This window comes from Natrononativus amylolyticus, assembly GCF_024362525.1.
Classification (GTDB): Archaea; Halobacteriota; Halobacteria; order Halobacteriales; family Natrialbaceae; genus Natrononativus; species Natrononativus amylolyticus.
The window spans coordinates 2,531,038-2,542,824 of the sequence record NZ_CP101458.1 but is presented as its reverse complement, the minus strand read 5'-3'; the positions used below and the strand labels follow the sequence as shown (position 1 = coordinate 2,542,824).

Below are 11,787 nucleotides of genomic sequence, written 5' to 3'. Positions count from 1 at the left end.
TCGCCATGCCCACGTCACGTGAAAAGGGAGGCCCTAGCATGCGAGGGTCACGGTTCTGGTGGTCCGCGACCGGACGCACCGTATGGACGGAAGCGACGCTTTCGGGCGCGACGACGGCGGAATCGAGCGCGGTCGGACGGTGGCCCGTCCGCCACCGTCGCTGCGGTCGGCGGCCGAACTCGGGACGTACGTCGACGCCGTCGCCGACGGGCTCGAGGGGCGACTGGGGGTGTACGTCGGCGACGCGGACGCCCCCGAAGGGGACCCGATCGTCGCGCGGGCGCACAGCGAGCGGTTCGGCAGCGCGAGCGTCGTGAAGCTCCTGCTCCTCTACGCGCTCTACGAGCGCTACGACGGCCGCCTCGAGGAACTCTCCGAGCGCGGGCCGATCTCGCCGGAGAACCGCGTCGGCGGCGCCGGCCTGTTCCACCTGCTCGAGTCGCCCCGCCCCACCCTCGAGGAGTGTGCGTACGCGATGATCGCCATCAGCGACAACACGGCGACGAACGAACTGATCGACCACCTCGGCCTCGAGCGGATCGCCGCGTGTGCGGATCGGCTGGGGCTGGAAGGGACGGCGCTCCGGCGGAAGATGATGCGGACGGAGCCGCTCGCGGGGGCGTCGGTTCCCGAGGGGCCGTACCTGAACACGGTCACGCCGCTCGACTGCGCGCGACTCCTCGGGGGGATCCACCGCGGCGAGCGGCTGTCCCCGGCGGCCTCCGAGCGCCTGCTCGTCCCGCTCGCCGAACAGACGGACGCCTCGATGGCCGCTCGGTACCTGCCGACCGAAACCGACGACGTCGAGATCGCCCACAAGACGGGGTCGATCGAGTCCGTCGCGGCCGACGCGGGACTGCTCACCGTCGGCGATCGAACGCTCGTCTACGCCGTCTGCACCGACCGCCTCGCACACTGGGGGTACGGGACCGACGCGGTGGCCGGCGTCGGCGAGGCGGTGTACCGGCTTCTCGCGCGGTAAGGGTTGTTCACAGTGCGATACGTTTTTACCCTTTGTGTGAGATGGACTTGCATACTGACGTGCTATGAAAAAACGGATCGGGCTTCGTCTCTGGCACGAAGACTGCTGGATGCTGGCACTGACGAGGCGGTTTCCGGGCGCCGAACTCGTCGTCACCGACATCTGCTCGGACGGCACCGACATCCTCGCGACGGTCGTGCTCACCTCGAGCGGCGACGCCGACCTCGCGGAGGTCGAAGCGGCGGTGACGACGTACGGCTCCGTCCGCTCGACGGACGTCCTCGAGTCCCGCGGCGACTCCGTGCGGATCCACACCCGGTCCGACGCGAACGACTCCATCTACACCACGCTGGTCTCCTCCTCGCTGACGCCGATCGGCGAGGTCCGGGTCGTCGACGACCGCGAGCACTGGACGCTGCTCGCCGACGGGTCTGAGATCGGCCAGTCGGTCGCGGCCCTGGAGGAGGTCGCCGACGTCGACGTCCGGCGGGTCATCGACTACAAACCCGAGGAGATCGACGCCCACGACCTCGTCGACGAACTCCAGCGCGACATCTCCGCGCGCCAGCTGTCTTACCTGCTGTCGGCGCTCGAGGAAGGGTACTACGGCTGGCCGCGGGACGTCTCCGCGAAGGAACTGGCCGAGAAAAACGACGTCTCGGCGCCGACGGCGCTCGAGCACCTTCGAAAGGGGGAGGCGGCGATCCTCGACCGGGTGCTCCGGGAGCTCCGGGACCGCGAACGGCGACGGACGAACGCGCTGTAGTCGGCCGCGCCTTCGTCCCTCGACCCAGGTCGGCCGCGAATCGCTTCGAGACGTCGGAGCGACGGCTACGCCTCGAATCCGGCCTCGACGGCGAGCGATCCGACGAACTCGTCGATCCGGTCGGTCGCGGCGGTTTCGGCCTCTCCGGTCAGGTTCGAGCGGAGACAGGAGAAGACGACGACGGGCTCACCGTCCGCGAGGAGGTAGCCCGACAGCGCCCGCGCACCCGTGAGCGTCCCGGTCTTCGCTCGAACGGTCGCCGGCACGTCCTCGAGGCGGTTCTCGACCGTTCCCTCGTGGCCGCCGCGGGGGAGGGAGTCGACGAACTGCTCGTGCCAGGGCTGCTCGAGACACCACTCGAGGACGGCGACGAGGCTCGACGCCGACAGCAAGTTGTACCGCGAGAGCCCGGAGCCGTCCCGAAGCCGGACGGCCTCGGTGCCGCGGTCCGCGAGGAATTCGACGACGTGTGACTCCCACTCCGCCCAGCCGCCCGACCCCTCGAGTTCGAAGGCGACCGTTCGCGCGAGCTGTTCGGCGGCGAAGTTGTCGGAGTCGGTGAGCATCCCGCGGACGAGTTCGTAGAGCGGCGCGGATTCGGCGGTCGCGACGGGGGCGTGTTCCGGTTCGATCGGCTCGTGGTCGATACGCATCCAGCCGTCGATCGAGACGCCCTTGCTCTCGAGGGCGTCCCGGAAGACGCTCGCCGCGTGAAACATCGGGTCGTCGACGGGACTCGCCTCCACGACGGTCGTCTCCGGAGGGACCGTCCCTTCGACGCGGATCACCTCCGAGGCGCGCTTTTTGTACACCGAGAGGTCGGGTTCCGCGCTCGCCTCGTCGACCGTCACGTCGACGTCGAACCGGACGATCTCCGAGGTCGGCGAGGCGTCGACCTGGACGGCGCCGTCCTGACTGGTGATCGTGATGTCGACGGTGTTGCGCTCTAGGGCGAGGGGCGTGCTCTTGGCGCCGTAGGCGAACTGGCCGTCGTCCCAGGTCCAGCCCGGCCCGAGCGCCTGTCGGTCGAACGCGGAGGCGTCGACGACGAGTTCGCCGGCGACGGTCTCGATCCCGCTGTCGGCGACCTCGGCGGCGAGGGTCATCAGGTCGGCCTGCGAGAGGTCGGGCGCCCCCCGGCCGACCACGACGAGGTCGCCGACGAGATGCTCCTCGCGGCGCTCGCCGACGGCGTACACCCGCGTCTCGAAGCGGTAGTCGGTGCCGAGTTCGGTGAACCCTCGAGCGGCGGTGACGAGTTTGGCGTTCGACGCCGGGAGCAGGGGGACCTCCGGGCTCGAGGCCGCGAGCACCTCGCCGGTCCGGAGGTCGCGGGCGAACACGCTCGCGCTCGTCGACTCGAGGTCCGGAAAGGCCCGTTCGACCGGTCCCTCCCGGCTCTCGGCCTCAGACTGCATCGTCTCTCACCTCCTCGGCGGGCAGGTGACAGGCGGCCTCGTGTTCGGGCCGGTCCGTGGGCTCGAGCGGCGGCGTGGTCGCCTGACACGGCGACTCGTACTCCTCGAGGGTGCGGGCCGCCCGCTCCCACTCCCCGTCGAGGGCCTCGCTCGCGGCGGCTTTGACGGTGTTCTCCGCCTCCCGTGGCACCCCGCCGCTGTCGATGTACGCCTCGAACACCGCCTTCGGCGACTCGCTCGCCGCGAGTTCGCGCCCGCGGACGTCCTCGAGCAGCGCCTCGTACTCGTCGTAGGCCGCCCGGCCGAACCCGTCGGGGAGGATGAACTCGGGACAGCGGGTGTGGAACTTACAGCCCCGCGGCGGGTTCGACGCGCTCGGGACGGCACCCGAAATCTGCGATCGAACGCCGGGCTTGTCGGGGTCGGGGTTCGGCACCGCCCCCAGCAACGCCCGCGCGTAGGGGTGGTGCTGTTCGGCGAACAGCTGTTCGGTCGGCGCCACCTCGACGAAGTCGCCGAGGTACATCACCGCCACGCGGTCGGCGATGTAGCGCACGACGCTCAGGTCGTGGCTGATCAGCAGGTAGGTCAGCCCGTACTCCTCCTGAAGGTCGTCCATCAGGTTGAGGATCTGGGCCTGGACGCTGACGTCGAGGCCGCTCACTGGTTCGTCCGCCACCACGAGATCGGGGTTGATCGACAGCGCCCGCGCGAGGTTGATCCGCTGGCGCTGGCCGCCCGAGAACTCGTGGGGGTAGCGGTTGTAGTACTCCCGCTTGAGCCCCACCTGCTCGAGCAACTCGAGGGCGCGCTCGCGCCGTTTCTCCTTCTCCCAGCCGGCCCCCTCGAGCGGGTCCTCGATGATCGGCCCGACCTTGCGCCGGCCGTTCAGACTCGAGTGAGGGTCCTGAAACACCATCTGGCTCCGCTTGCGGAACTCCGATTCGGGAATGTCGGCCGTGAGTCGACCGTCGAATCGGACCTCGCCGGCCGTCGGCTCCTCCAGTCCGAGGATGGTGCGAGCCAGCGTCGACTTCCCGCAGCCGGACTCGCCGACGACGCCGAGGGTCTCGCCGGGACGCAGCGTGAAGTCCACGCCGTCGACGGCTTTGACGCTGGTGTCGTCATACCGGAACGGGAGCCCACCCGACTCGCGGTCGAGGCGAACCGAGGCGAACAGCCCCGCGTTCACCGGAAAGTGCTTTTTCAGTCCCGATACCTCGAGCAGCGGCTCCGCGCCGTCCTCGCGGACGGCGCGTGATTCGGCCTGTGGATTCGTACTCATGCGAACGCCTCCGTTGTGGTCGTCGCCCCGGTCGGGCGGTCTGCGGTCGCGGTCATTCCGTCGGTACCTCCGTCTCGTGCAGCCGCGGCTCCTCGCGGGGGTTTCCCTCCTCGTACAGCAGACACGCCGCGTCGTGGTGGACGTCGTCCGACCCGACGTCGTACCGCGGGGGAGCCACCGTCGAGCACTCCTCGTAGGCGACCGGACACCGGGTCCGGAACCGACAGCCCGACGGCGGCGACACGGCGGAAGGCATCGTGCCGCCGATCGGGTTGATCTCGTCTAAGGTCTCGTCGGGGGTCACCACGGAGTTGAGCAGCGACTGCGTGTAGGGGTGTTTCGGGTTCCGGTACAGCTCGTCGTAGGGCGCCGACTCGACGACCTTCCCGAGGTACATCACCGCGACCCGGTCGCAGACCTCGCGGACGACTCCCAGGTCGTGGGTGACGTAGACGATGCTCGTGTCGTGTTTCTCCTGGATCTCGTCGAACAGCTCGAGGATCCCCGCCTGAATCGTCACGTCCAGCGCGGTCGTCGGCTCGTCGGCGATGATGAGCCGCGGGTCGCAGGCGAGCGCCATCGCGATCATCGCTCGCTGTTGCATCCCGCCGGAGTACTGGTGAGGGTACTCGTCGATGCGCTGGTCGGCGTCGGGGATGCCGACGTCGTCGAGCAGTTCGATCGCCCGCTCGCGGGCTTCCGACTTGGTGCGGCCGGTGTTCTCGACGATGACCTCCTCGAGCTGGCTGCCGACGGTAAAGACGGGGTTGAGCGCGGACATCGCGTCCTGGAAGACGATCGAAATCTCGTTGCCGCGAATCTCCCGTCTGAGTTCGGTCTCGGAGAGATCCGTGAGCTCACGGCCGTCGAAGCGAATGCTGCCGTCGACGACCCGGCCGGGCTCGCGGATGAGTCCCATGATGCTCTTGACGGCGACGCTCTTGCCGGCGCCGCTCTCGCCGACGACCCCCAGGGACTCGCCGGCGTCGACCTCGAAGCTGACGCCGTCGACGGCCTGGACGATCCCGTCGGGCGTGAAGAAGTACGTCCGGAGGTCGGAGACCTCGAGGAGGCTCACGAGCGATCACCCCCGGTCTGGGGGCCGGCGCCGTCGGCACGGGCCGCCGGCGAGTCGGCCGGCAGGTCCGGGTCGCCCGTCTCGGTCTGCTGGTCTGCGGTCCATTCCTCTAAGTTCCAGTCGTCGTAGGGAGTTGGTTCGACGGTCATCTTCGGGTCCATGATGTCGCGCAGGCCGTCGCCGAGCATGTTGAATCCCATCACGGTGATGAAGATCATCAGGCCGGGGAAGAACGCGACCCACCAGGCGACGAGCAGTGCAGTCCGGCCGTCAGAGAGCATGCGCCCCCAGTCGGGCGTCGGCTCCTGCACCCCGAACCCGAGGAACGAGAGCGCCGCCGCGCCGATGATGACGCCGCCCATCGAGAGCGTCGCCTGCACGACGACCGGCGCGAGCCCGTTCGGGACGATCTCGCGAAAGAGGATCGTCCGCCGGGGGAGGCCGGCGAGTTTGGCCGCCTCGACGTACTGTCGGTCGCGGATCGACAGCGCCTCCGAACGCATCACGCGGGCGTACGCCGGGATGCCGACGATGCCGTACGCGATAAACAGGTTCTCGATGCTCGGACCGAAGATGGCCATGAAGATCATCGCGAGGACGAGCCCCGGGATGGCGTACAGGATCTCGACCAGGCGCATCAGCGTGTCGTCGATGTAGCCGCCGAAGTAGGCGGAGACGGCACCGGTGATGATCCCGCCGACGAAGCTGATACCGACGGCCAGAATGCCGATGGTGAGCGCGGTTCGGCTCCCGTATACGATCCGGACGAGGATGTCACGCCCGTAGCGGTCGGTCCCCATCGGGTGCTCGCGCGACGGCTCGGAGTAGCGCATACTCTGATCCATCGCGTGCGGATCGGCGTGTAACCACGTGATAACCGCCCTGTTGAGCAGGAAGTTGTCGATGGCGCTGAACACGGCCATGACGACGAGCATCCCGATCAGGAAGACGCCGACGAGCGAGGTCGGGCTGTACCTGAGCTTCTTCAGCGTCGCCAGGAGACCGCTCCCGGAGTCGAAGTCCGTGTCGGCGACGCGACTCTGTTCGGAACTCATCTGTCACCTCCGGCCGCAGTCGTCCCATCGTCTCGCCGCGAGACGTCCGAGTCGAGCGCTCTGTCTGGAGTCATCTCAATCATACTTGATCCGTGGGTCGATGTACGCGTACGCGAGGTCGGTCAGCAACACGCCGATCAGGAACAGCGTCGAGAAGAACAGCGTGACGCCGATCGCGACGGAGTAGTCGTGCTGGACGAGCGAGTCGAAGAACAGCCGCCCCATTCCCGGGATGGCGAAGATCTCCTCGACGATGACGCTCCCGCTGAGCAGGAACGAGATCTGCAGACCGATGATGGTGATCAGCGGCAACAGCGCGTTCCGGAACGAGTGCCTGTAGAGCACCCGTCGCTCGGGGATTCCGTAGGCACGGGCCGTCTCGACGTACTCGGCGCGGAGTTCCTCGATCATACTCGAGCGGGTCATTCGCATCAGCAGCGCCGTCTGTGCCGTCGCGAGCGTGACGACCGGCATGACGAGCAGCTTCGCCGACTCGATCGGGTCCTCGAGCGGCGAAACGTAGCCGGACGCCGGGAGCACCTGGAGTTCGTAGGCGACCAGGTAGATCAGCATCAGCGCCAGCCAGAAGTTCGGCGTCGAGATGCCGGCGAGACCGAGGATGCGCGAGACGTGGTCACCGGCGCGGTTGTGTCGGGCGGCGCCGTAGACGCCCAGCCCGATCGCGGTCGGCAGCGCGATGAGGTACGACAGGGTCATGATGACCGCCGTCGGCCCCATCCGCTCGAGCATCAGGTTGCTAACCGACTGTCGGTACGTAAACGAGTAGCCGAGGTCGCCCTGGACGAGCCGCAGAAGGTAGTCGAAGTACTGTTCGTACCACGGTCGGTCGAATCCGTAGTGTTCGATGAGGTCGTCTGCCATCTCCTGACTCGGCTCGAGCCCGAGGTAGATCCGGACCGGGTCGCCCGGCAGGGCGTGCATCATGACGAAGGTGAGGGTCACGACGCCGAACAGCACCGGAATCATCTGGACGAGCCGTCGGAGCGTGTAACGAAGCATTCCCATAGTTGCGTACAGTTGGAGGTTTCGAAAGGGGGGTGCGGTATCTCAGCGACAGGCTACGCTCGGTCGAGGGCTTACTCGTCGAGCCACGCTTCCTGCCAGTGGTTGAACAGCTCCTGATCGCCGAACTCCGTCGGTTCGTAGTCCTGAAGCTCGGTCCGCCAGCCGGTCACGTTCTCGCCCGCGTACACCGGAATGCCGACGTAGTTGCTGTGGACGATATCTGCCGCTTCGACGTAGTGTTCGTAGCGCTCGTCCTGGTCGAGCGTCGAACGGCCGTCTCGAATGTGCTGGTCGAGGCGCTGGAGTTCGTCTTCGGTGTCGGTGCCCCGGTAGGCCTCGTGGACGTAGCCCGCCGAGGAGTTGCCGAGAGTTCCCTCGTCCATGCCGCCGTCGTCGTTCTCGAGGTCGCGGAAGAAGTTGTAGAACATGCCGTCCGGGTCGTCACCGACGCCGAACCCGTACGTACAGATGTCGAACGTCCCTTCGTCGAGCGCGTCGAGCCACTCGCCGGTGCCGACCTCGCGGATGGAGGCGTCGACGCCGATCTGTTCGAACTCGTTCTGGAGGACGACCGACATCCCCATCCAGTTCTCGCCGGACAGCGCCAGGATGTCGACGTCGAGGGAGTCGAGGTCGACGCCCGCGCCCTCGAGCATATCCGCCGCCTGGTCGCGGTCCTGATCGGGATAGTACTCCGCTTCCCACTCTTCGTAGGGGAAGTCCCAGACGTCGACGACTCCCTGTGGCATGTATCCCCAGCTTCTGGAGCCGAGCTGGTCGACGGCGCCGAGCATCAGTTCGTCGTAGTCGACGAGGTAGTGCAGCGCCTCTCGAACCTCTACGTCGTCGAACGGCTCCTCGAGGCAGTTGAGGATGAACCCCCGGTAGTTGAACGCCGAGAAGATCTTGTGATTGACCTCCTCGTTCTCCTCCGCCTCGTCGATGAGGACTTCCGGAACCGAGGTCTGGTGAACGCCGCCGGTCGCGAGTTCGACGAACGCGACCTCCTCTTCGGGGATGATTTCGTACTCGACGCCGTCGAGACGCGGCGTGCCGAGGAAGTAGTCGTCGAAGCGCTCCATCGTGAGGTGCGACGCCGATCCGTGATCGGCGTACTGGAACGGCCCCGTGCCGATCGGCGCCTGCTCGAACTCCTCCTGTCCCATCTCCTCGGCGGCGTCCATCGGGACGACGGGCGCGTACATTCCCGCCAGAATGTTCTCGAGCAGCGCGAACGGGTACTCGAGGTGAAGCGTGATCTCGTAGTCGCCGGTCGCCTCGACCTCGTCGATGAAGTCGATGAACGACGCTCGAGGCGAGGCGTTGTCGGGGTCGAGCACCCAGTTGTACGTGTACGCCACGTCCTCGGCGGTCATCTCCTCGCCGTTGTGGAACATGACGCCCTCCTCGAGCTGTCCGACGTAGGTCACCTCGTCTTCTTCCTCCAGGTGATCCTCGAGGAGGTGAGGGACGGTTCCCTCGCCGTCCGGCTCCATCATGAGCAGCGAGTCGAACATGTAGTGCGCCGCGGTGCTGTACCACGCCAGCGAGTTCATCCGCGGGTCGAGCGTTTCGATCTCGCCCCCCTGAGCGATGATCGCTGTCCCGCCCTCACCGCCGCCGTTCGCGCCGTTCCCGCCATCGTCGTCGCCGCCGACGGGTGGTTCGTCGTCGCCGGTACAACCCGCGAACAGTCCTACTCCCCCAACGGCCGCCATCGACTTGACAAACCGTCGCCGGTTCAGATCCGATCGATCGTGGTTTTTGTTCATACAGAACACACCTCTGGTATGGGTTGTACTCCCACAGGTAGGGGAAATACCCGCCTCCTAGCATACTAGCCCCGACCGGATTCGACCGCGAGATCCGTACTCGCGAACACGCCTCGGTACCGCCAGTTTTCGACCGCAACGTACGCCGTGAGCGTGTAAATCCCCGGCTCCGCGGTCCACCGCTCTCCGCGCTCGTCCGTCTCGAGGAACTGTCCGTCCCACCGGCCGGTGAACGTCCGGCGCTCTCGCGGACCGAGCGCGACGGTTGCCGCAGTCGCCGGGGGATCGAACCGCCCCGCCCCCGCCTCGGGAACGCCGTCGACCGTCCACCCCCACGAACGACTCGAGGAACACGCGAGCGTGAGGCTCATCGGCGCCCGGTTTTTCACGTGGAAGTGAAACGCCGCCGGCGTTCCCGCGACGACCCTCGCGGGCGCCTCGAGCGAACACGAGAGCAGCCGACAGGAGAGGCTGGTCGGCAGCCGCGGGCCGACGAACCCGACGCGGCGGCCCTCGCGGGAGTCGCGCTCTACGGCTTCGCCCGGCGCCGGACGGGGTCTGTCGTCTCGACTCATTCGGTAGGGAAGAGGAACGACCCCGGTTTGGGCCTTTCGTCAGCGGTCGGAAGAGCTACCTTTCCGTCGACCTACCGCCGACGCATGACACTCGAGCGCGCGGAACTCGACCGACTCGTCGCCGCCCGCGGCCCGCCGGGGGACGAACACGCCGTCGCAGCGGTCTTCGAGGAACTGATCGACCCTCACGTCGACGAGATCCGCTGGGACGCACTGGGCAACGTGATCGCGACGAGCCACGGCAACGACCCGGAGGCTGAAGAAGTCATGCTCGCCGCCCACACCGACGAACTCGCCTTGCTCGTCGACGGGATCACCGACGACGGCCTCCTCTCGTACTCCATGCTCGGCGGCCACTACCGGGGTTACCTGCTCGGCCAGCGCGTACTCGTGGGACCGGACGAGGTGCCGGGCGTTATCGCCGCGAAGCCGCGTCACTTCATGTCCGACGACGAGAAGGGCGATCTGCCGGAGACGACCCACATCGACATCGGAGCCAGCGGCCCCGAGGAGGTGGCTGCGGCCAACGTCGAGGCGGGAGATCACGCCACGTGGGACCGCGGCCTCGTCGACCTCGTCGGCGGCCGCCTCGCCGGCCGGGCGCTCGACGACCGGATCGCGCTGGCGATCCTCCTCGCCGTCGCCCGCGAGACTGACACCGACAGAACCGTCCACTACGCCGCCACCGTCCAGGAGGAAGTCGGCCTGCGCGGGGCGCGGGCGGCCGTCCACGACGTCGACCCCGACATCGCGGTCGCCCTCGAGATCTTCCCCACCGACGACTACCCCGTCGACGGCGAGCGCTCGAGTTCCGTCTCCCTCGGCGGCGGCCCGGTCGTCGAGTTCGCCGACGGCACCTCGGAGTACCTCTTCGGCGGCGTGTTGGTCGACCGCCAGAGCCTCGAGTGGCTCCAACGGGCGGGCGACACCGCGGGTGTGGCCCTCCAGCACGACGTGATGATCGGCGGCACCACCGACGCGACGGAGTTTCAACGGGCGGGCGGCGCGCGCCACGCCGGGGCGATCGCGGTTCCCTGCCGGTACACCCACTCGCCCGTCGAGACCATCGAAATGGCCGACGCCGAGGCGACCGTCGACGTCCTCGCGGCGGCCCTCGAGTCGCCGTTCCCCGACCGAACCGACGTGCGGGGACGTCGCGAGCGGTAGCAGGTCTGTCAGTCCCTCCCAGACGGACAGAAGAGCTATTTCGTCGCCCTCGAGAGTCGCCCGTATGCCAGGTGCACTCGTCAGTCGCGGCGACCGGATCTCACTCCGCACGCTCGAGACCGAGGACGTCCCCTTCGTCCAGCGCGGATTCGCGAACCCCGAGATCCGGTATCCGATGGGGTCGCTGCTCAAGAACCAGTCGGAACTCGAGGAGTGGATCGACGACGGCGGGACGCGGCTGGTGGTCTGTCTCGAGGACGACGACGCCGATCCCGGCCAGCCGGAAGAGGAGACAGTCGAACGCATCGGCGTCGTTTCCGTCTCCGACGCCGATTGGCGCCGCCCCACCCTCGCGTACTGGCTCGTCCCCGAGGTCCACGGCGAGGGCCTCGGAAGCGAAGCGGTGTCGTTGCTCGTCGACCACGTCTTTCGCACCCACGAGCACCCGGCCGTCGGTGCTGGCGCTTATGAGTGGAACGACGCCTCCCGGGGGTTGCTCGAGTCGCTCGGCTTCGAAAAAGAAGGTCGGGTCCACCGGGATCTGTTCGTCGACGGCGAGTACGTCGATACGATTCAGTACGTGCTCTTTCGGGAGGCGTGGCTCGAGTAACGGCGTACGTGGCAGAAAACGGGAACCGTTCCGCAGAAAAACGAAAACTGACC

Annotated in this window: 11 protein-coding genes; 4 read left to right on the top strand and 7 right to left on the bottom strand. The window is 67.5% G+C overall.

Annotated elements, in window-relative coordinates:
- Nucleotides 1-82 precede the first annotated feature (82 nt).
- Both NMQ11_RS13275 and NMQ11_RS13270 read left to right on the top strand, forming a co-directional pair.
- Entirely contained in the window at nt 83-982 is a 900-nt protein-coding gene (locus NMQ11_RS13275) for a serine hydrolase (protein WP_255168931.1), read from the top strand.
- Between the two features lie 64 nt (nt 983-1,046).
- Nucleotides 1,047-1,748 carry a helix-turn-helix domain-containing protein gene (locus tag NMQ11_RS13270; protein WP_255168930.1) on the top strand — a complete coding sequence of 234 codons (702 nt, stop codon included), beginning with the start codon at nt 1,047-1,049 and terminating at the stop codon, nt 1,746-1,748.
- Between the two features lie 65 nt (nt 1,749-1,813).
- Here NMQ11_RS13270 and dacB read toward each other — a convergent pair whose 3' ends face one another.
- The 7 genes from dacB to NMQ11_RS13235 form a co-directional block, all read right to left on the bottom strand.
- Nucleotides 1,814-3,166 (bottom strand): D-alanyl-D-alanine carboxypeptidase/D-alanyl-D-alanine endopeptidase, encoded by a 1,353-nt coding sequence (gene dacB / locus NMQ11_RS13265; RefSeq protein ID WP_255168929.1) that lies wholly within the window; start codon nt 3,164-3,166, stop codon nt 1,814-1,816.
- Nucleotides 3,156-4,451 carry an ABC transporter ATP-binding protein gene (locus NMQ11_RS13260; RefSeq protein ID WP_255168928.1) on the bottom strand — a complete coding sequence of 432 codons (1,296 nt, stop codon included), beginning with the start codon at nt 4,449-4,451 and terminating at the stop codon, nt 3,156-3,158. Before NMQ11_RS13260 ends, dacB begins: the two co-directional genes overlap by 11 nt.
- Nucleotides 4,452-4,503: 52 nt before the next feature.
- Entirely contained in the window at nt 4,504-5,529 is a 1,026-nt protein-coding gene (locus tag NMQ11_RS13255; protein WP_255168927.1) for an ABC transporter ATP-binding protein, read from the bottom strand.
- The gene (locus NMQ11_RS13250) at nt 5,526-6,584 is read right to left on the bottom strand and encodes an ABC transporter permease (RefSeq protein ID WP_255168926.1); all 1,059 of its coding nucleotides are present in this window, start codon (nt 6,582-6,584) and stop codon (nt 5,526-5,528) included. The genes NMQ11_RS13255 and NMQ11_RS13250 overlap by 4 nt, the downstream gene beginning before the upstream one ends.
- Before the next feature lie 75 nt (nt 6,585-6,659).
- Nucleotides 6,660-7,610: an ABC transporter permease gene (locus tag NMQ11_RS13245; RefSeq protein ID WP_255168925.1), complete on the bottom strand. Its 951-nt coding sequence runs from the start codon at nt 7,608-7,610 to the stop codon at nt 6,660-6,662.
- A gap of 71 nt (nt 7,611-7,681) precedes the next feature.
- A complete protein-coding gene (locus tag NMQ11_RS13240; RefSeq protein ID WP_255168924.1) occupies nt 7,682-9,382 on the bottom strand; it encodes an ABC transporter substrate-binding protein in 1,701 nt (566 codons plus the stop codon).
- 65 nt (nt 9,383-9,447) lie between these two features.
- Nucleotides 9,448-9,957 (bottom strand): DUF7974 family protein, encoded by a 510-nt coding sequence (locus NMQ11_RS13235; protein ID WP_255168923.1) that lies wholly within the window; start codon nt 9,955-9,957, stop codon nt 9,448-9,450.
- An 84-nt stretch (nt 9,958-10,041) separates the two neighbouring features.
- Between NMQ11_RS13235 and NMQ11_RS13230 the strand changes: the two genes are divergently transcribed.
- Together NMQ11_RS13230 and NMQ11_RS13225 are read left to right on the top strand one after the other, a co-directional pair.
- Complete coding sequence (locus NMQ11_RS13230; RefSeq protein WP_255168922.1) at nt 10,042-11,124, top strand: M42 family metallopeptidase; 1,083 nt, start codon at nt 10,042-10,044, stop codon at nt 11,122-11,124.
- Between the two features lie 64 nt (nt 11,125-11,188).
- Entirely contained in the window at nt 11,189-11,734 is a 546-nt protein-coding gene (locus tag NMQ11_RS13225) for a GNAT family N-acetyltransferase (protein ID WP_255168921.1), read from the top strand.
- Nucleotides 11,735-11,787: the final 53 nt, after the last annotated feature.

Coding starts and splice junctions, on each gene's coding strand:
- NMQ11_RS13275 (WP_255168931.1), top strand. CDS start 83: ATGGACGGAAGCGACGCTTTCGGGCGCGACGACGGCGGAATCGAGCGC.
- NMQ11_RS13230 (WP_255168922.1), top strand. CDS start 10,042: ATGACACTCGAGCGCGCGGAACTCGACCGACTCGTCGCCGCCCGCGGC.
- NMQ11_RS13260 (WP_255168928.1), bottom strand. CDS start 4,451: ATGAGTACGAATCCACAGGCCGAATCACGCGCCGTCCGCGAGGACGGC.
- NMQ11_RS13225 (WP_255168921.1), top strand. CDS start 11,189: ATGCCAGGTGCACTCGTCAGTCGCGGCGACCGGATCTCACTCCGCACG.
- NMQ11_RS13250 (WP_255168926.1), bottom strand. CDS start 6,584: ATGAGTTCCGAACAGAGTCGCGTCGCCGACACGGACTTCGACTCCGGG.
- NMQ11_RS13240 (WP_255168924.1), bottom strand. CDS start 9,382: ATGAACAAAAACCACGATCGATCGGATCTGAACCGGCGACGGTTTGTC.
- NMQ11_RS13270 (WP_255168930.1), top strand. CDS start 1,047: ATGAAAAAACGGATCGGGCTTCGTCTCTGGCACGAAGACTGCTGGATG.
- dacB (WP_255168929.1), bottom strand. CDS start 3,166: ATGCAGTCTGAGGCCGAGAGCCGGGAGGGACCGGTCGAACGGGCCTTT.
- NMQ11_RS13245 (WP_255168925.1), bottom strand. CDS start 7,610: ATGGGAATGCTTCGTTACACGCTCCGACGGCTCGTCCAGATGATTCCG.
- NMQ11_RS13235 (WP_255168923.1), bottom strand. CDS start 9,957: ATGAGTCGAGACGACAGACCCCGTCCGGCGCCGGGCGAAGCCGTAGAG.